The following is a 17,624-nucleotide window of genomic DNA, read 5'->3' as shown; positions in this document are numbered from 1 at the left end:
GCTTCGTCAGGGTTGGGGGTTCAATCATTGTCCAGCAGGACAATATCGCTGATTTTCAGACCGATTGGGGTTTTTTCGCCTTCTTCCAGCGGGACGGCGCCGCGATGAATGGCGGTCAGTGTCTGCCGGTCAGGCAGGCGCAGTTCCACGGCGGTGTAGAGCCCGCGATAGGTGATGCGGACGACTTGAGCCTGAAGGGTCACCTCGGACTCAGTGGCCTGCGCGCCCAACTCGATGGCCTCGCCGCGAATCGCCACCCGCTGGGCATCGCCGGTCCGGGATTGACGGGGAACCTGCAGATCGCGGTCACCGAAGCTCACTCGGGCCAGCGTCTCGGATACCGCCTCAATGCTGGCGGTCAGGACATTGGCGCCGCGAAAGAATTCAGCGACAAATGGTGTTGCCGGTGCTCGAAAGATAGCCTCGGGGGCCCCGCACTGCACGTACCGCCCATCGTTGAGAACGGCAATGCGGTCACTCATGGTCAGTGCCTCTTCCTGATCATGGGTGACGTAGATAAACGTCGTGCCGGTCTGCTTCTGTATCCCGGTCAGCTCGGACTGCATTTCCCGCCGAATCTTCTCGTCCAGTGCCGACAGCGGCTCATCCAGCAGCAGGATGTCCGGGCGCTGCGCGAGGGCGCGGGCGATGGCAACGCGTTGCTGCTCTCCGCCCGAGAGCTGATGAACCCGCCGCGCCTCGAACCCCGCCAGTCCAACCAGTGTCAGGAGCTCGGAGATTCGCGCGGCCATGGCTGTCCGGGAGAGACCATCGCGACGCAGGCCATAACCGACATTGCGCGCGACATCCATGTGCGGGAAGACCGCATAGTGCTGAAACACCATGCCCAGACGCCGCTCCCAGGGCGGGGTTGCGGTCATGTCTTTGCCATCGATGATGATCTCGCCCTGATCGGGCTGCTCCAGCCCGGCGATGAGTCGCAGTATCGTGGACTTTCCCGAGCCGCTGGGGCCCAGCATGGTGAAAAACTCGCCGCGGGCGATGTCAATGGAGAAGTCCCGAGCCGGGACGGTAGTGCCGTAGGTCTTGCAGAGGTGCCGGAGGCTGAGAATCGGCGTATCGGTCAAGCGATTTCCTCCAGCGCGCAACTGAGGCCGGCGTGAATGGCCCGTTCCATGTCGGCCAGGGCCATTGAGGCGAGATCGCTGCGCTGATGCAGTTCCAGCGCCGGGTCTGCGAGGACATCGTCCATCAGGGCGGCCACCTGGGACGGCAGGTAGGGCAAATGCATGAAGCCGACGGCGCGGGTGGAGCGGCTTTGGCACTCATCACTGAACAGATAATACAACGCATTACAGAGGTAAGTGCCCGCGGACATCGACGTCCGACAGGGAACTCCCATGTCACGGATGCTTCGCTGCATCAGGTCCATGGGCAATGCGGTCAGGTAGGCATCCGGTCGTCCCGGTCGCACGGGACCCTTGTGCCAGGCGTCGCCCATGTCCGGGATTTCGAAGTCACAGTGGTTCGTCGCCAGACGCTCCAGCCGGATGACGGGCTCGCCGGGCCAAAGGCCAAGCGACAGAACCAGATCCGGCTGTAACTCGTCCAGAAGCGTTGGGACATCCCGCCTCACGGCACCAAGCCCCACCGGCAGGATCCGGCCGACAACTTCATGGCCACCGATCCGGCTGCCATCAAGTCTGTCCGCCAGTAGCGAGGAGGGGTTACTGCCCTGTCCCCCGTAGCCTCCGAATCCAGTCAGAAGAATCATCCAGGCCCTTCCCAACGCCGCGTTTTACGTTTATCGCGCCGTTTTATCGATAAATCATCGGTATTAGCCCATGGGGTAGGCGTTCTGTCAAGGCGCGGTGGATGGGGCGGGTTCGAATCATCAAGAAAATTGATCTACTATCAAATGTGGCGATATGCCAAAGCAAAAGTGGAGCATTTTATGCGTAAACGTTGTGTACTGGCCGTGGCACTGGCGGGGCTGATGGCGCCTCTCAGTGCGAAAGCCGATTGCGGTACCGTCTCCGTCGCCGAAATGAACTGGACGTCCGGCCGGATCATCACTGGTGTAGCGGCGTTTCTCATGGAGCAAGGGTATGGCTGCGATGTGGTGGTGGTCCCCTCCGCCACCACCACAGCGGTGACCTCCCTGGCGGAGAACAACGAACCGGATGTCATACCGGAGCTCTGGCCGAACGGAGCGCCGGCGTATTTCCGTCTCGAGGAAGAGGGGCGGGTAGTCAAGGCCTCGGATGCGTTCAGTGCCGGTGGTACCGAGCATTGGCTGGTTCCCTCCTATCTGGTGGAGGAGCATCCGGAACTCGCCACGATAGAGGGGATTCTTGAGAACCCGGAACTCGTGGGCGGGCGCTTCCACAGCTGTCCTGATGGCTGGGGGTGCCGAAATGCCAATGACGCACTAGTCGAAGCCTATGACTTCGAGAGCCATGGCATTGAAGTTTTTCATCACGGCTCCGGTGAGACGTTGATGGCTGCACTGGTCTCCGCGTACGAGAGCGGCGAGCCGTACTTTGGCTACTACTGGGGGCCGACGGCGCCGCTTGGCAAGTACGATCTCGTCAGCGTGGATATGGGTCCCGTTGACCAGGAAACCTATGAGTGCAATCTGGATGTAGATTGCGACGACATTGGCAAGACGGCCTGGCCCTCCTCACCAGTCTACAACGTGGTCACCACGGACCTGGCCGAACGCGAGCCGGCGGTGTTCGAGCTGATGCAGCGGCTCAGCTTCGACAACAGCGAAATGAATGAGCTGCTGGCATGGCACTCGGACAACAACGCCACGGTGGATGAAGCGGTGGTGCATTTTCTGCAGAATCGACCGGACATGTGGATGTCCTGGTTGAGTGAGGACGCACGCGCAAACCTGCAGGACATGCTCTAACCGGAGCTCGGTTAATTGAGCAACGACGCCGGGGCCCGCCCCGGCGTTTCTTTATATGTTCAGTCGACGCGTCATTGGGTAATCCCCCCGTTTATAAATGGGGGGATTACCATACCGTCTTACGCCGGCACAGTGACAGAAGCCGCCACCTCACCAATAAACGTTATAGCGGGCGAGACCAGTTGATGCTCACGCGCGAGGACTGAGAGCGTCCCCAGCTGCCCAGTGATCCGCCGCTGCGTCGGTTGACTGGCGTTCTCGACGATTGCGACCGGTGTCTCAGGTGAACGGCCATGTGCGATGAGATTGCACTCGACCTGGTCGAGGGTGGCAATCCCCATATAAAACGCTAGCGTCTGTTTCTCGGTCGCGAGCGCTGCCCAATCAATGCAATCGATCCCTCTGGCGCAGTGCGCGGTGACCAAGCGGACAGACTGCGATCGATCCCGCTGTGTCAGGGGCATTTTAAGGGCTGCAGCCGCCCCCGACGCTGCCGTTACACCGGGAATGATGGAAAAGTGTACATCAGCGGCTCGGAGCGCATCGATCTCCTCGCCGGCGCGGCCGAAGATCAGCGGATCGCCTCCTTTAAGGCGAACAACGCGCGCACCATCGCTTGCATGCTCGACAAGCAGTTCGCAGATCTCCGTCTGATGAATGCCCTTGTCGCCCGCTCGCTTGGCGACGCTGAGTAACTTCGCATCACGTCGCGCGTAATCGAGTATCGACGAATCGATGAGACCGTCATACGCGATGACATCAGCGCTCTGTATTGCACGCAACGCGCGGAGTGTCAGCAATTCCGGGTCGCCGGGGCCGGCGCCGACAAGCATGACCTCACCGGTTGGCGTCTGGCGCTCATCTGCCAGAGATTCTCGGATATAATTCTCGGCCGCTTCGCTATCGCCCTGATCCGCAGCGTCAGCGGGAGGGCCTGTCATTGCCCAATTGAGGAATTGGCGGCGCCTCGGGATATCCGGGTAGCGTGTGCGAATTGGCACGCGTAGCTCACTTAGCAGAGTGGCGAGGCGCCCGGATCCCGGACGCAGCATTCGCTCGATCCGACTGCGTGTCATCCTAGCCAGCTCTGGAGCGGTCCCGGCGGAGCTGACAGCAACCATCAGCGGCGACCGATCCACAACAGACGGTACAATCGCGCTGCACTGCTCGAGCTGATCGACGGCGTTGAACGGTATGCCGTCTCGCTCGGCTTGATCACGAACCCAGTCCAGCGTCGCCGGCGCCGCATCCGCGATAACGATCAAGTGCTTGTTGCCGAGATGCGCCGGCTCAACCGGCGGTGAAATCCAGTCGATTGACTCATCCACCGCGAACGCCTCGAGACCCTCGGTGAGCGCATCGGCGATCACGGTGATCCGGGCACCGGCCCTATTCAGGCGACGGACCTTGCGCTCTGCCTCGATATTCCCTCCAATCACCAACACCTGACGCCGTCTTAATCGCAGAAAGATTGGGTAGAAAGGGGATCCGGTATTGTTTTTCGAAACGCTCATGAACTGAAAGTAGCGAGTTTGCAAACGTATGAAAAACAACATTGCTTTATATGAATATTCCCGAAAATTCTTTTTTGGATTGCGGCAGTCATGCCTAGACTTGGAAAAAATCAATCATAGACGAGTCGATGTATGCCAAGTTCAGGTCATCTGAATACCGCATTGGAAGAGCGCCTCCGCGCACTGGTATCAACCGCCGATCGGGATGAACTGCTCTGGGTGTCGGGGTATACGGCCGGACTAGCGGCGGCCGAGCAGGGAGCGTCGGCGCAGCCGGTGGATGGATCCGCGGCAATCGCGCCAACAGCGCTACCGGCGCAAACCCTGACGATCTGGTACGGCACTGAGACGGGGAATGCGCGGGGTGTCGCTGAACGGCTCAAACAACAGGCGCAAGCGCGTGGCATCGATGTGGAGATGTCCGACCTGGCACAGGTCAACCCGCGCCAGATCCGTAAAAAAGAACTGCTCGCGCTGGTCATGAGCACCCATGGTGATGGCGAACCGCCGGAGACCGCAGAGGCATTTCACCAGTTCTTGCATGGCGACAACGCGCCAAGGCTCGATGATCTCGAGTACAGCGTGCTCGCGCTTGGTGATTCCTCCTATCCCGATTTCTGCGAGGCGGGCAAGAATGTCGATGAGCGTCTGCAGGCGCTGGGCGCGAAGCCACTGATCCAGCGCATCGACTGTGACGTTGAGTTCGATGCGGAGGAAGCACAGTGGGCCACTGCGCTGTTTGAACGGCTCGAGTCTGCTTCGCAGTCCCATTCGGTGACGTCAGTACCGTCGGTAGCGTCAACACCGTTACAGCATGATCGTCGGAATCCATACCACGCGGAGGTGCTCGAACGCGCGCCACTGACGGTTCCGCCGTCCGGCAAGCGCGTGGGCCACGTGGTGCTCTCGCTGGAGGATAGCGGTATCGAGTATGCGCCTGGGGATTCACTGGGTATCCAGCCGCGCAACGACGATGCTCTGGTGGACGAGCTGTTGCAACTGACCGGGCTGTCTGGTGACGAGGAGGTGGTCTTCGATGACTCGAGGCTGACGTTGCGGGCGGCCGCGACCGAGCGCCTGGAACTCACGCAGGTCGTTGTGCCATTTCTGAAAGAATGGGCAGCTCTGACCGGTCATGACGCACTGAACGCAATTGTCGACGACCGGGAGCGTTTGCGCGGCTGGCTGACCACGCGTCAGACGGTTGACGTTATCCGCGCCTATCCCGGCGAGGTGACGGCTGATCAGCTGGTGGGCGCCCTGCGCAAGTGCGCGCCTCGGCTTTATTCAATCGCCTCAAGCCCCGAAGTGGCCGAGGATGAGGTGCATCTGACAGTCCGGCTCGAAACCGGCGATCACGACGATCGTATCCGGACCGGTGCGGCTTCGGGTTATCTACTCGAGCGTCTCCAGGTCGGTGATACGGCCCCGGTTTACGTCGAACCGAATCCGCGTTTCAAACCGCCGGATTCGGGTGCCACCCCCATTATCATGGTCGGTCCTGGCACCGGCGTCGCGCCGTTTCGGGCCTTTATGCAGCACCGTGAGGCAACCGGTGCAACGGGAGACAACTGGTTGTTCTTTGGTGAACAGCACCGCCGGACAGACTTCCTCTATCAGCTCGATTGGCAATACTGGCATGAAACCGGTTGGCTCAACCGGCTATCCGTCGCCTTTTCCCGGGATGGGGCAGAGCGAACGTATGTACAGCATCGGATTCTTGAGGAGGGCACCGACGTGAATGAATGGCTCGAGCGCGGTGCGCACTTCTACGTCTGCGGTAACGGCCGGGGGATGGCACAGGCCGTTGAAGACGCGCTGAAAACGATTATCGCCACAGAGCGTCGATTGACTGATGAGCAAGCACAACAGGCAATCGACCTGCTCAAGCGTGAGGGTCGCTACCAGAAGGATGTATATTGATGGCTGAAAACCTCGACGTCGAAAAAATCAAGGCGCGAAGCCGAAATCTGCGTGGAACGCTGGTCTCAAGCCTGGATGACGAGACCACGGGCGCTGTCCATCCAGAGGACACGGCGATTACAAAATTCCACGGCATCTACCAGCAGGACAACCGGGAGAGCCGCCGTGAGCGCCGCGAGGCGAGGCTTGAACCTGATTATCGGTTCATGATCAGAGTGCGTGTGCCCGGTGGTGTGGCAACGCCTCAACAGTGGTCGGCCCTGAATGAGACGGCCCGTCAGCTTGGCGGTGGCAGTCTGCGTTTAACAACCCGCCAAGCCGTGCAATTCCACGGGGTTGCGAAAGAGAATCTGCCGGACCTGATGGGGCGGCTTGACGCGGTTCTCATGGACTCGCTGGCCGGATGCGGGGATGTCAATCGGAATGTCATGTGTCATGTCCAGCCTGAGGCGGGCCCTCTCCACGCCGAGACGTCGCGCATCGCGCGGGAAATCAGCGCGCATCTGACGCCACGGACGGATGCATGGCGGGAGATTTGGGTTGACGGCGATAAAGTCGATACCAGGGAGATTGAGCCGACTCCGGACCCGCTTTACGGCCGGACGTATCTTCCAAGGAAATTCAAGATAGGGATTGCTCTGCCGCCGGTTAATGACGTTGATGTCTACAGTCAGGATATCGGCCTGATCGCGATCGAGCGTAATGATTGCCTTATCGGGTTTAACGTGCTGGCGGGTGGCGGCCTGGGCTGCAGTCAGGGTGATTCAAGCACATTTCCGCGGCTCGCAGAATCGCTCGGATTTGTCCGGACCGAGGATGTAGTCGCTGTCTGCGAGGCGATTGTCACCATTCAGCGCGATTACGGGGATCGCGAGAATCGCCGCCATGCTCGCTTTAAATACACCGTTGACGACCGCGGGATCGAATGGCTTGCAAAGGAAGTCGCGACACGGAGCGGCGTTACGCTCGATCATCCCATCCCGGTCGCGTTCAACGGCAATGGAGATCGATTCGGGTGGCATAAAGCTGTTGATGAGCGATATCACCGAACGGTCTTCGTTGAAGGCGGGCGACTCACTGGTGAGACACGTGAGGCGCTCGAGCGCATTGTCCGTGATTACAGCGAGGATGTTCGCATCACACCCAATCACAACCTAATTCTCAGCGGTATCCGGCCGTCTGACTGTGAGTCGGTCGATACGCGTCTGCGTGATGCAGGTCTGGATGATGAATCGGTCTCGGTGCGCCAGCGTCATTCGATGGCGTGTGTTGCCTTCCCGACCTGCGGCCTGGCAATGGCGGAGTCCGAGCGATATCTCCCGACATTGCTGGCGTCCATTGACGAAATCGCGGTTCGTCACGGAATTGGCGATGTTCCCATGACGATCCGCATGTCGGGTTGCCCGAACGGCTGCTCACGGCCCTATCTCGGAGAAATTGGTTTCGTTGGCCGTGCACCGGGACGATACAACATGTATCTCGGTGCGGCCTTCGATGGCTCGAGGCTCAATCGAATTCATCGCGAGAATATCGACGAGCCGACAATCCTTGAAATCATTGATCAGCTATTCGCGGCTTTTGCACAGAATCGTGAAGTTGATGAGGCATTCGGCGATTACCTCATTCGTTCCGGGACGATTTCCGCCACCGTTCATGGCAGCGAGACAAACGAGTTGCGGAGCGACTAATGGTGAACAGGATCGATAGGGGTCAACAGGGTGCCGCATTAGCGGAGATGAGCGCCACCGATCGGGTCCGATGGGGTCTTGAGACACTGCCCGGGCGAGCCGTTCTGAGTTCCAGCTTCGGTAATCAGGCGGCTGTTCTGCTGCACATGACTACCTCCATTCAGGCCGATATACCGGTTGTGTTCATTGACACGGGCTACCATTTCGCCGAGACCTATCGGTTCGTCGAGCAACTGACCAAGCGGTTGGATCTCAATTTGCACGTCTTCTCGGCAGCGCGCAGCGCTGCCTGGCAGGAAACGATAGACGGTAAACGCTGGGAGCAGGGCGAGGACGCCTTACGCCGCTACAACGATGAGAACAAGGTCGAACCGATGCAGCGAGCGCTGGATGAATTGCAGGCGGGGGTCTGGATCAGTGGCCTGCGACGTGTGCAGTCGGCTTCACGTTCGGGTATCGCGTTCCGGGAATCGCGATGGGGCGTTGAAAAGCTGCATCCGCTCGCCGACTGGAGCGATTATGACGTCCACCAGTACCTGACGCGTTATGCCTTGCCATATCACCCGCTTCGGGAGGCCGGTTACATTTCTATTGGAGACTGGCATACGACCCGTGCCGTCGGCGAGATCACCGATTCCGAAGATCTGCGGTTTGGTGGGTATTTCCGGGAATGCGGGCTGCATCGTTAGATCTCGGCAATCTGTCGGATCGCATCGACGAGGCTGCTGGCCGGCTGAGCGCGCGAAATCAGATAGCGTCCGTCGATCACAAAACCGGGCACGGCACTGACGCCCGCCTCAATGAAGCGTTGCTCGGCCGCCCGGACGGCCTCGGCGTAGCGGTAATCCCCCGCCCCGGCGTTTCTTTATATGTTCAGTCGACGCGTCATTGCACATCGAGGGGGTGCATATCACGCCCCGGAAAACACGGTGGCGGCCTTTCGCCGGGCGGCTGCCATGGGAGCGCAGTGGATAGAGACCGATGTCTGCCTGCTCGGCGACGGCACGCCGATCCTTTTTCACGATCACACCTTTGAACGCACCATCGGGCCGTCGCGAAAGGTGCGTGAGGCGGAGTGGGCCGAGGTTCGGCACTGGCGGTCGCACCTGCCCTGGGACGGCGACCCGGCACTCACCGCCATCCCGCGGCTGGATGAGGCTTTGCAGGAAATCCATCGTCTCGGCCTGAGCCTTAATCTCGAGCTGAAAATCCACGACGGGGAGGGCGATGCGCTGGTAGAGGCCGCCTTGCCCTTATTGCGGAAGCATGCTGACGATGGCGGGTCATTGCTGATTTCCAGCTTTGAGCATCGAGCCCTCGAGCAGGTGCGCGAGCAGCAGACAGATTGGGACCTTGGCTACCTGTGCGCGGGTATTCCACCGGACTGGCAGGCAATTGCTGACGAACTTCGCCTGGCCAGCTTCCACCCTGAGTACCGATCACTGACCGCCGCCAGGGCCCAGGCGGTTCTGGAGGCGGGCTATGAGCTCTATGCCTACACACCAAACCGGGCGGAGGAGGTTACCGATCTCCGGGCGTGGGGCGTGACCGGTGTCATCACCGATGACGTCCGTGAGTTTGCTGACTGGAAAGAAGTCTTCCACTTATAAAAATAAATGGTGAATTTAACGCGTTAGGTTCAGCGGAGAAATCGCTGTTTTCAAGAGTGTTTGCTCATGTAATTTCGCATAACAGATAAACACTGACGTTGGGTGGCCGGCGCCTTGGCACAACAGCTCGCAGGGCCAATCATGGACGAGAATACCGACTGTACCTCACGATTCCAGGGGGTCGCTGAGGCGGATCGGGAGTGGTTAGTCCGCTTCAGGGATTTCGTTGAGAATGTACCCGGCGTGGTCTACCAGTTCCGGGTGGATCCTGACGGACAAATGTGGTTTCCGTTCATGTCTGAGGGACTGGCCGAATGTCATGGCTGCAGCGCCAGCGAGGCCATGCAGGACGCCGAAGCGGTTTTCTCGTTGATGGAACCCGACGACCGTCAGCACGTGATGAGCACCATGGAGACTTCTCGCGCTACGATGACCCCGTGGGAAGAAACTTATCGCATCCAGCATCCGGTAAAAGGTTTGCGATGGCTTCACGGGCGCTCAACGCCCGCCAGAGACACTGACGGGGGGACGACCTGGCACGGATACCTCGAGGACGTCACCGTGACCCAGCGGGCTCACGAGAAATTACAGCAGGCGGCTTGCATCCTTGAGGCATCGCAGGACGGCATCCTTATTACGGACGAGTTCCATCGTATCGATGAGGTGAACGAGGCATTTGCACTGATGCTCGGGGTCACCGAACACAGCCTGTTGGGACAGCCGGCTTCGGCAACTCTGCTAAACGGGGATTCCGAGAACCTGGCGCAGGAAATCATCGCTTCGCTCGGCGCCCCCGAGGGGCGGTGGAGTGGGCAACTGAAGTTACGCACCGCGACAGACCAGCCGGTATTTGTCCAGGCCATAATCTCCACCATCAGGACCGATGCCCGGGCCCCTGATCGCCATGTCGCCATTTGCCGGGATATCACCCCACGGGTGAGGCGTGAGAAAGAATTGCGGCAACAGGCGAATTACGATCCGTTAACCGGTATGGCGAATCGGCGCATGCTCTCGGATCGGCTGGCGCAGTCGATCCGGCGAACTCGTTTCTCGGGGGAGCCCTTCGTTCTGGGCATGCTCGATCTCGACCGATTCAAGGCGATTAACGACCGGTTTGGTCACGACGCCGGTGACGAGGTGCTTTGCGAGGTGGCGAGACGACTCTCCGGCAGCGTTCGTGAAGAAGACATGGTTGCTCGGCTTGGCGGTGACGAGTTCGTGATACTGCTCTGTCATTGTCAGAGCGAAATGCAGGTCTTTGATCGTTTGCTATCCCTGATCAAAGAACCGATCCCGGTCGGAAAAAACGGGGAGCGTGCACAGGTGGGTGCCAGCCTTGGGCTGACGCGGTTCGACATGGATAAGCCGATTGAGGGTGAGCAACTGCTTCGAGAGGCGGATCAGGCGCTTTATTACGCCAAGGCCAACGGGCGCGATCGCGCGGCCTGGTTTGATGACCTCCAGATCCCGGTGGGTGATATGGCTACCCGTTCCTGATCACTATTTTGACATCAGCCCCAACCGGAGCGTACGCAACGGGAAGAATAAAAAACCCCGCCGGAGCGGGGTTCGAAGTGTTTTGGTGGAGACGGCGGGAATCGAACCCGCGTCCGAAGCACCTCCGCCACAGGGTCTACATGCTTAGCGCCGTCTTTAGTTTTAGCAGCGACCGACCCGACGACCAGGGTCTGGCAACCGCGATCCCGTTAAGGATTCGCCGCGCGGATCCGGGCTCTCCGCGGGGCTAGCCTGTGTAATATGCCTGTCCGAACACCGACCACAGGCGATCAGGTGTGGACAGCTCACGGGTGTTTAGGCCGCGAGTGCGTAGTTGTCGTCGTTGGCAACTATCTTTTTTGCCACATGATTTACGAGGTAAGTGACGTCCTCGGCATGCACCTGAGGTTTCGCGAGCTTCGTCGAAGCCATGTCGTCCCCAAGTAACCAATTAGAAAGGATACACCGCGTTTGGTTCCCGAGGAAGCCGTCAGGCCTGATGTTTGAGCAGTCGCGACTTCTCCCGCTGCCAGTCCCGCTCCTTCTTGTCGGCGCGTTTGTCGTGCTGCTTTTTGCCCTTTGCCAGGCCGATTCCGACCTTGGCGTTGCCCCGGGACCAGTGCATGTCCAGGGGAACAATGGTGTAGCCCCGCTGCTCGGTGGCGCCCACCAGCTTCGCTAGCTCGCTTCTGTGCAGTAGCAGCTTGCGGGTGCGGGTGGGGTCGGGGTTGACATGGGTTGAGGCGGTGGGCAATGGCGGAATGTTGCACCCGATCAGGTACGCTTCGCCGTTGCGCAGCAACACGTACGCCTCGGTGAGGTTGATTCGGCCGGCGCGCAGACTCTTCACCTCCCATCCATGAAGGACGAGACCCGCTTCCATGCGTTCTTCGATGAAGTACTCGAAGCGCGCCTTGCGGTTGACGGCAATGGTGGCGCTGTCGTGACCCGCCTTTCTTTTTCCGGCTTTCTTGCTCATCCGTCCAGTTTATCAGCGATGAGCAGCACGGGCGTCTCTGGTAACATCCGCGGCTGTTCTCTTGACTGAGCAGGAACCCTAACCCCATGACCACCGTCTCCCGGTCCGCACTGGTGCGATATTCCGCCAACGAAATGTTCGAGCTGGTGGACAATGTTCGGGATTATCAGGAATTTCTGCCCTGGGTGAAGCGATCCCGGGAGCTGGAACGCAACGCGGACATGGTTTGCGGTGAGCTGCTCTTTGCCAAGGCCGGCTTCGAGAAATCCTTCGTGACCCGCAACCGCCGTCAGCCGGGCAAAATGATCGAGATTCGGCTGGTAGAGGGGCCGTTTCGCCAGTTGGAGGGGTTCTGGCGGTTCGACTCGCTGGGAGAGAGAGCCTGCAAGGTGTCGGTGGACCTGGAGTTTGAATTCTCCAATCGGCTGCTGTCGGCCGCCTTCGGCCGGGTCTTTACCCAGGTGGCGGGAACGCTGGTGGATTCGTTCGTGAAACGGGCCCACGAAGTCTATGGAAAGCGCTGATCACCCCGCCGAGATTCGGGTTGAGGTGGCTTATGCCCGCGCCGATGTCCAGCGGCTGGTGCCGCTTGCGCTGGCTGCCGGTTCCACCGCACGGGAGGCCGTGATCCGCTCGGGCCTGCTGGAAGCATTTCCCGAAATCGCGGGCAAAGACTTGGATTTGGGGGTGTTTTCCCGGCCGATCACACTGGATACGCCGCTGGAGCATGGGGATCGGGTGGAAATATATCGGCCACTCAACGTGGACCCCAAAGAGCAGAGGCGGCAACGGGCCCGGGCACAGAAAGCCGAGGGTCACACGGGCGGGCAGCGCTAGCTGCGGATCAGCGGGTGCTGCTGACCGCCTCCGCATACAGTGGGTGGCCGGCTTCAATACCCGTGCCACGAGCGCTGACCACGGTTCCGTTTTCAAAGAACACCGTCAGCCGCCGGGACACGGGCTCCAGGTCAGTGCTGCGCGGGTCGACGGAGTAGGCGTAATCCCAGCGGTCACTGCTAAATGGATCATTGAAAGTGGGTGGACCCAGAATCGCCCGCACCTGCCGTTCGCTCATGCCGGGTTCCAGCTGCCGGACATCCGCTTCGTCGAACTCCGTGCCTTGCCGGACCTCCGGCTTGAAGACGATGGGTAGACTCTCCACCGTGCTGGCGCAACCAGCGATCAGGGACAGGCTGATCACCAATGCAGTCAATCGGGCACGGGTATATACTGAAATCATTACAAAGAGTCCATCGCAGGCATTGGAATGGCGGATATGGTAACCCAGCCCAGACAGACGGCACAGGTACCCGGCGAGATTGGTCAGGAATCGGATGAACTCCGGCGGGCCGGTCTCAAGGTCACCCTCCCGCGTATCAAGGTTTTAAGGATGCTCGCGGGCCGGGAGCGGGAGCACCTCTCCGCCGAGGAGGTTTACCAGCGGTTGAGAGAGCAGGGCGAGGATATTGCCCTGGCCACGGTTTACCGCGTGCTCACGCAGTTTGCCGAGGCCGATATCGTCATTCGACATAACTTCGATGCCGATCGGGCGGTATTTGAGCTCAACACGGGCATTCAGCACGATCATCTGGTCTGCATCAGTTGCGGTAAGGTCGAGGAGTTCAAGGACCGGGTAATTGAGAAACGCGAGGCGGATGTGGCCGCGGTGGCGGGTTACGAACTGGTGAGCCATTCCCACATTCTCTATGGGCGCTGCCCCGAGTGCGCCAAATCCCAGCGAATCAAGACCGGCAGCTTTTAACCGTCAACCGGCTCGCTCCAGCATTTCCCGGGCGTGACTGAGGGTGCGCTCGGTGATTTCCACGCCTCCGAGCATGCGGGCGATCTCTTCAGCCCGCTCGGCCTCATCCAGGCTTTCCACCCGCGTCAGTGTGCGTCCGGCGTCGTTCTGGCTCTTTTCGATCTGCAGCTGATGATGCCCCTGAGCCGCCACCTGGGGCAGATGGGTAATACAGAGGACCTGGTGGTGACCGGACAGTTCGCGAAGCTTGCGTCCAACCACTTCTGCCACGGCGCCGCCGATACCCGTGTCGGCCTCATCAAAAATTAATGATGGCAGTTCCGCGGTCCGGGCCGTGGCGACTTCCAGCGCCAGCCCGATCCGCGATAGCTCGCCCCCTGAGGCAATCTTTGCCAGTGGCCCCGGTGACTGGTCGGGGTTGGTGCGCACTTCAAAGCGGATCCGATCAAGCCCCTGAGCCGATGGATCGGACTCCGAATCATGCTCCACTCGAATAAAAAGCGACGCGCCCGGAAGCCCCAGTTCCGCCAGCAGTCCATTGACGGCGTCCGTCAGCCGGGTCGCGGCGTCAATGCGCGAGGCGGAAAGGGCGGACGCCGCTTCCCGGAAGTCGGATCGCAGTCGGGCTTCCTCGGCGTCGATTTCCAGCAGTCGGGTGTCCGCGGATTCGAGACGCTCCAGTTCGGAGCGCAATGCCTCGGTGTGCTCCATTAAAGCTTCGGGCTCGACTCGATGTTTACGGGCCAGGTCATGCAGAGTGGTTAACCGGGACTCCACCTCGGCCAGTCGTTCCGGATTCATCTCGAGCCCGTCGGCGAAGCCCCGCAATGATTGACACCCTTCCTGAATCTGGACCTGGGCATTGGCAAACATTTCGAGGGTGTCGGCAATGGCCGGATCGGTGTCGGAATACGGGGCGATTTCCCGCTCGGCAGCGACCAGCAGTTCCTGAGCCGCCGCGTCACCGTCATAAACCGCCTCGAGGCTCCGCTGACACGCAGCCAGAATTGCTTCGGCCCCGGCGAGGCGCTTTTGTTCGCGCTCCAGATCCGTGAGCTCATCGGCGCTGACGGCGGCGTGATCCAGCTCATCCAGCTGGTAGCGAAGCAGCGTCATTCGATCCGTGTGATCCTCGGCGCCTCCGGCCAGAGACGCTTTTTCGGCCATCAAGTCCTGCCACTGGGCATGCAGTTGGGCCACCTGATGCAGCAGCGAACCATGATCGGCATAGGCGTCCAGCTTCTGGCGCTGAGCCTCGGGACGAGCGAGGGCCTGGTGGGCATGCTGACCATGGATGCCCACCAGATGCTGACCAATGGCGCTCAGCTGGCCGCGGGTCACCGGACGGCCGTTGATCCACGCCTGGGAGCGTCCATTGGCCTGTACCACACGACGCAGCAGGCACTGGTCGTCCTCCGCCATGGCTTCCTCGTCGAGCCAGGCTCGGGCCGCCGGGCAATCAACCACGTCGAAGCTCACCTGCACTTCGCTGCGCTCGGCATCCGTGGGCACCATGGACTTGTCCGCCCGGTCACCGAGGCAGAGTCCCAGTGCGTCGAGGAGAATGGATTTGCCGGCGCCGGTCTCGCCGGTGAGTACCGTCAGCCCCGATTCGAGCTCGATCTCCAAGCGTTCAATAATGGCAAAGTCGAGGATTCCGATGTGAGTCAGCATGGGCGCGAGCTATCCCCCCAGTGCAGCTTGGCCCGAAGGATATCGAAGTAGCGGTGGCCCGGGGGGTGCATAAGTCGCAGTTGGTGAGACGCCGCTCGAATTTCCACACAGCCTTCCTCGGTCAGCGGCAGGTTGGTCTGACCGTCGCAACTCATGTGGACATGCTCAACCTCGGCGGACTGCACCCGGACCTGAATGACGCAGTCGGCACTGACGACCAGAGGGCGATTGCTCAGCGTGTGAGGGCAAATCGGGACCATGGCGAGGGCATGGATGCCGGGATGCATGATCGGCCCGCCACCGGACAGGGAGTAGGCCGTGGAACCGGTTGGAGTGGTGATGATGAGCCCGTCCGAGCGGTGCTGGTTACAGGGCTCACCGTTGACCCAGGTATCGAATTCGATCATCCGGGAGGTGTTCCACTTCTGCAGGACGACGTCATTCAGCGCCAGGGATCGGGCAACCACTTCATCCCGGTGCATGACCCGGGCTTCGAGCATCAGCCGTTCATCGATCTGAGCCCGGCCGTCGATGACCGCGTCAATTTCATCGAAGCGATCCGGCGACACGTCCACCAGAAATCCCAAACGGCCACGATTGATCCCCAGCATGGGAATGTCAGCCGTGGCGATGCGCCGGGCCGCGTGCAGGAACGTGCCATCCCCGCCGACCACAATGAGCAGATCGATGGTTTCGGTGAGTTGCTCCAATGAAGCGTGGGCCGGGACTCCGGTAATGCCGGTGCCCATGCCTGCATCGAGATGCACCGTGCAGCCGCGATTTTCAAGATGCGTGACCAGGCCGGATATCGTCTCGATCACGGCGGTATCATTGGGCTTGCCGGTAATGGCGATATGACGGAACGGCTGCATTGGGGCTCCCTTTACCGTGTCCTTCAAGTTAGCACGAAGGTGACAAATTGACAGCTTCGAGGGGCGTTGTTAGCGTCAATTAGCACTCTACCGGCACGAGTGCCAATACCTTGGAGGACTGAATGGTTCGGCAAACCGGCGATGAGCCACTGAGCGAGCGGGCGCAATACCTGTTGCGGGCGCTGGTGCATCGTCACATCCGCGACGGTCAGCCCGTGGGGTCTCGGGCCCTGACCCGGGAAGCCGGCCTCGACTTGAGCGCCGCATCGGTCCGCAATGTCATGGCGGATCTCGAGGAGGCGGGCTATATTCAGGCGCCTCACACCTCCGCCGGACGGATTCCCACCGATCGCGGTTACCGGTTTTTCGTGGACTCGCTGCTCAACGTGCGCTCGGAACAGGGGCTCGACCCGGATGCGCTGCGGATCCGTCTTGATGCAGGCAGGGACGCGGGCGAACTGGTGGACTCCGCCTCCAATCTGCTGTCCGGGCTAACCCATCTGGCGGGTGTGGTGACTCTGCCGAAGCGGGATTACGGATCGATTCGTCATATCGAGTTCCTGCCGCTATCCGAGCAACGGATTCTCTCCATCGTGGTGCTCAACGACCACGAGGTTCAGAACCGGGTGATCGAAACCGACCGGAATTACAGCCAGTCGGAGCTCCAGCAGGTGTCGAATTACCTGAGCGCAGAATTTGCGGGCAAAAGCGTCAGCGACGTGCGGCGGGGGCTGCTGGATGCCATGCAGGCGGATCAGCAGCACATGAACGTATTAATGACGTCCGCGATCCAGGTGGCCAATGAACTCTTTCGCGAGGGCGATGCCGACAGCGACGATTTCGTCATGGCCGGCGAGACCAATCTGATGACGTTTGCCGAGCTCTCCAGTGTCGAAAAACTCAAGGAGCTCTTCGAGGCCTTCGGGCGCAAACGCGACATATTGCATCTGCTGGACCGCTGTCTCTCCGCCGACGGCGTGCAGATCTTTATTGGCCAGGAATCCGGCTACAAAGCCTTCGACGGCGTCAGCCTGGTGACCTCCACCTATCAGACCGATGACCAGGTGTTGGGCGTGCTGGGCGTGATCGGACCCACGCGCATGGAATATGACCGGGTGATTCCCATCGTGGACGTGACAGCGCGATTGCTCGGACACGCCTTGAAATCCGAGCATTGATTCCCCAGTTCTCTCGATAGACGAAATGCTTACGGGCAGGTGCCGCTTT

General features: G+C 60.2%; 17 protein-coding genes and 1 other RNA gene. 10 read left to right on the top strand and 8 right to left on the bottom strand.

The window, feature by feature from the left end; genetic code table 11:
* Positions 1-20: 20 nt before the first annotated feature.
* Together GJ672_RS05010 and GJ672_RS05005 are read right to left on the bottom strand one after the other, a co-directional pair.
* Positions 21-1,088, bottom strand: a complete 1,068-nt coding sequence (locus tag GJ672_RS05010) for an ABC transporter ATP-binding protein (RefSeq protein WP_154296177.1) — start codon at positions 1,086-1,088, stop codon at positions 21-23.
* Positions 1,085-1,735 (bottom strand): pyroglutamyl-peptidase I, encoded by a 651-nt coding sequence (locus tag GJ672_RS05005; protein WP_154296176.1) that lies wholly within the window; start codon positions 1,733-1,735, stop codon positions 1,085-1,087. Before GJ672_RS05005 ends, GJ672_RS05010 begins: the two co-directional genes overlap by 4 nt.
* A gap of 180 nt (positions 1,736-1,915) precedes the next feature.
* Here GJ672_RS05005 and GJ672_RS05000 point away from each other — a divergent pair, with 180 nt between their 5' ends.
* Positions 1,916-2,878: an ABC transporter substrate-binding protein gene (locus GJ672_RS05000; RefSeq protein WP_154296175.1), complete on the top strand. Its 963-nt coding sequence runs from the start codon at positions 1,916-1,918 to the stop codon at positions 2,876-2,878.
* A 119-nt stretch (positions 2,879-2,997) separates the two neighbouring features.
* Here GJ672_RS05000 and cysG read toward each other — a convergent pair whose 3' ends face one another.
* A complete protein-coding gene (cysG, locus tag GJ672_RS04995; protein WP_154296174.1) occupies positions 2,998-4,506 on the bottom strand; it encodes a siroheme synthase CysG in 1,509 nt (502 codons plus the stop codon).
* Positions 4,507-4,524: 18 nt separating this feature from the next.
* Here cysG and GJ672_RS04990 point away from each other — a divergent pair, with 18 nt between their 5' ends.
* From GJ672_RS04990 to GJ672_RS09670, 5 genes are all read left to right on the top strand, one after another.
* Entirely contained in the window at positions 4,525-6,315 is a 1,791-nt protein-coding gene (locus GJ672_RS04990; RefSeq protein WP_154296173.1) for a sulfite reductase flavoprotein subunit alpha, read from the top strand.
* Positions 6,315-8,003 (top strand): NADPH-dependent assimilatory sulfite reductase hemoprotein subunit, encoded by a 1,689-nt coding sequence (locus tag GJ672_RS04985; RefSeq protein WP_154296172.1) that lies wholly within the window; start codon positions 6,315-6,317, stop codon positions 8,001-8,003. The genes GJ672_RS04990 and GJ672_RS04985 overlap by 1 nt, the downstream gene beginning before the upstream one ends.
* A gap of 47 nt (positions 8,004-8,050) precedes the next feature.
* Positions 8,051-8,692 (top strand): phosphoadenylyl-sulfate reductase, encoded by a 642-nt coding sequence (locus GJ672_RS04980; RefSeq protein ID WP_229381797.1) that lies wholly within the window; start codon positions 8,051-8,053, stop codon positions 8,690-8,692.
* 240 nt (positions 8,693-8,932) lie between these two features.
* Complete coding sequence (locus GJ672_RS04975; RefSeq protein WP_195759454.1) at positions 8,933-9,613, top strand: glycerophosphodiester phosphodiesterase family protein; 681 nt, start codon at positions 8,933-8,935, stop codon at positions 9,611-9,613.
* A 342-nt stretch (positions 9,614-9,955) separates the two neighbouring features.
* Positions 9,956-11,110, top strand: coding sequence for a diguanylate cyclase domain-containing protein (locus GJ672_RS09670; RefSeq protein WP_370517577.1), 1,155 nt, complete (start codon positions 9,956-9,958; stop codon positions 11,108-11,110).
* Between the two features lie 83 nt (positions 11,111-11,193).
* Here GJ672_RS09670 and ssrA read toward each other — a convergent pair.
* Positions 11,194-11,551: a transfer-messenger RNA gene (gene ssrA, locus GJ672_RS04965) on the bottom strand.
* Between the two features lie 49 nt (positions 11,552-11,600).
* Positions 11,601-12,089, bottom strand: coding sequence for an SsrA-binding protein SmpB (gene smpB, locus GJ672_RS04960; RefSeq protein ID WP_154296168.1), 489 nt, complete (start codon positions 12,087-12,089; stop codon positions 11,601-11,603).
* An 86-nt stretch (positions 12,090-12,175) separates the two neighbouring features.
* Between smpB and GJ672_RS04955 the strand changes: the two genes are divergently transcribed.
* Both GJ672_RS04955 and GJ672_RS04950 read left to right on the top strand, forming a co-directional pair.
* Positions 12,176-12,613, top strand: a complete 438-nt coding sequence (locus tag GJ672_RS04955) for a type II toxin-antitoxin system RatA family toxin (protein WP_154296167.1) — start codon at positions 12,176-12,178, stop codon at positions 12,611-12,613.
* Positions 12,600-12,926 carry an RnfH family protein gene (locus tag GJ672_RS04950; RefSeq protein ID WP_154296166.1) on the top strand — a complete coding sequence of 109 codons (327 nt, stop codon included), beginning with the start codon at positions 12,600-12,602 and terminating at the stop codon, positions 12,924-12,926. The genes GJ672_RS04955 and GJ672_RS04950 overlap by 14 nt, the downstream gene beginning before the upstream one ends.
* Before the next feature lie 7 nt (positions 12,927-12,933).
* Here the strand turns inward: GJ672_RS04950 and GJ672_RS04945 are convergent, their stop codons facing one another.
* Positions 12,934-13,329: an outer membrane protein assembly factor BamE gene (locus GJ672_RS04945; RefSeq protein ID WP_154296165.1), complete on the bottom strand. Its 396-nt coding sequence runs from the start codon at positions 13,327-13,329 to the stop codon at positions 12,934-12,936.
* A gap of 27 nt (positions 13,330-13,356) precedes the next feature.
* Here GJ672_RS04945 and fur point away from each other — a divergent pair, with 27 nt between their 5' ends.
* The gene (gene fur, locus GJ672_RS04940) at positions 13,357-13,851 is read left to right on the top strand and encodes a ferric iron uptake transcriptional regulator (protein WP_370517576.1); all 495 of its coding nucleotides are present in this window, start codon (positions 13,357-13,359) and stop codon (positions 13,849-13,851) included.
* Positions 13,852-13,854: 3 nt separating this feature from the next.
* On the opposite strand, the gene recN is transcribed toward fur, so the two are convergent.
* Together recN and GJ672_RS04930 are read right to left on the bottom strand one after the other, a co-directional pair.
* Positions 13,855-15,525: a DNA repair protein RecN gene (gene recN, locus GJ672_RS04935; RefSeq protein WP_154296164.1), complete on the bottom strand. Its 1,671-nt coding sequence runs from the start codon at positions 15,523-15,525 to the stop codon at positions 13,855-13,857.
* On the bottom strand, positions 15,519-16,397 hold the full coding sequence (locus GJ672_RS04930) for an NAD(+) kinase (RefSeq protein WP_154296163.1): 879 nt from the start codon (positions 16,395-16,397) through the stop codon (positions 15,519-15,521). Before GJ672_RS04930 ends, recN begins: the two co-directional genes overlap by 7 nt.
* Positions 16,398-16,519: 122 nt before the next feature.
* Between GJ672_RS04930 and hrcA the strand changes: the two genes are divergently transcribed.
* The gene (gene hrcA, locus GJ672_RS04925) at positions 16,520-17,575 is read left to right on the top strand and encodes a heat-inducible transcriptional repressor HrcA (protein WP_154296162.1); all 1,056 of its coding nucleotides are present in this window, start codon (positions 16,520-16,522) and stop codon (positions 17,573-17,575) included.
* Positions 17,576-17,624 lie beyond the last annotated feature (49 nt).

The sequence above is a fragment of the Spiribacter sp. 2438 genome, from assembly GCF_009676705.1.
In the GTDB taxonomy this organism is placed as follows: domain Bacteria; phylum Pseudomonadota; class Gammaproteobacteria; order Nitrococcales; family Nitrococcaceae; genus Spiribacter.
Note: the sequence above shows the minus strand (reverse complement) of the source record. Positions and strands in the feature narration are given on the sequence as shown.

Bases quoted from the DNA above. Each gene is read 5' to 3' on its own strand.
- GJ672_RS05005 (WP_154296176.1), bottom strand. From the start codon at position 1,735: ATGATTCTTCTGACTGGATTCGGAGGCTACGGGGGACAGGGCAGTAAC.
- GJ672_RS05000 (WP_154296175.1), top strand. From the start codon at position 1,916: ATGCGTAAACGTTGTGTACTGGCCGTGGCACTGGCGGGGCTGATGGCG.
- GJ672_RS04990 (WP_154296173.1), top strand. From the start codon at position 4,525: ATGCCAAGTTCAGGTCATCTGAATACCGCATTGGAAGAGCGCCTCCGC.
- GJ672_RS04985 (WP_154296172.1), top strand. From the start codon at position 6,315: ATGGCTGAAAACCTCGACGTCGAAAAAATCAAGGCGCGAAGCCGAAAT.
- GJ672_RS04980 (WP_229381797.1), top strand. From the start codon at position 8,051: ATGAGCGCCACCGATCGGGTCCGATGGGGTCTTGAGACACTGCCCGGG.
- GJ672_RS09670 (WP_370517577.1), top strand. From the start codon at position 9,956: ATGCAGGACGCCGAAGCGGTTTTCTCGTTGATGGAACCCGACGACCGT.
- smpB (WP_154296168.1), bottom strand. From the start codon at position 12,089: ATGAGCAAGAAAGCCGGAAAAAGAAAGGCGGGTCACGACAGCGCCACC.
- GJ672_RS04955 (WP_154296167.1), top strand. From the start codon at position 12,176: ATGACCACCGTCTCCCGGTCCGCACTGGTGCGATATTCCGCCAACGAA.
- GJ672_RS04950 (WP_154296166.1), top strand. From the start codon at position 12,600: ATGGAAAGCGCTGATCACCCCGCCGAGATTCGGGTTGAGGTGGCTTAT.
- GJ672_RS04945 (WP_154296165.1), bottom strand. From the start codon at position 13,329: ATGATTTCAGTATATACCCGTGCCCGATTGACTGCATTGGTGATCAGC.
- fur (WP_370517576.1), top strand. From the start codon at position 13,357: ATGGCGGATATGGTAACCCAGCCCAGACAGACGGCACAGGTACCCGGC.
- recN (WP_154296164.1), bottom strand. From the start codon at position 15,525: ATGCTGACTCACATCGGAATCCTCGACTTTGCCATTATTGAACGCTTG.
- GJ672_RS04930 (WP_154296163.1), bottom strand. From the start codon at position 16,397: ATGCAGCCGTTCCGTCATATCGCCATTACCGGCAAGCCCAATGATACC.
- hrcA (WP_154296162.1), top strand. From the start codon at position 16,520: ATGGTTCGGCAAACCGGCGATGAGCCACTGAGCGAGCGGGCGCAATAC.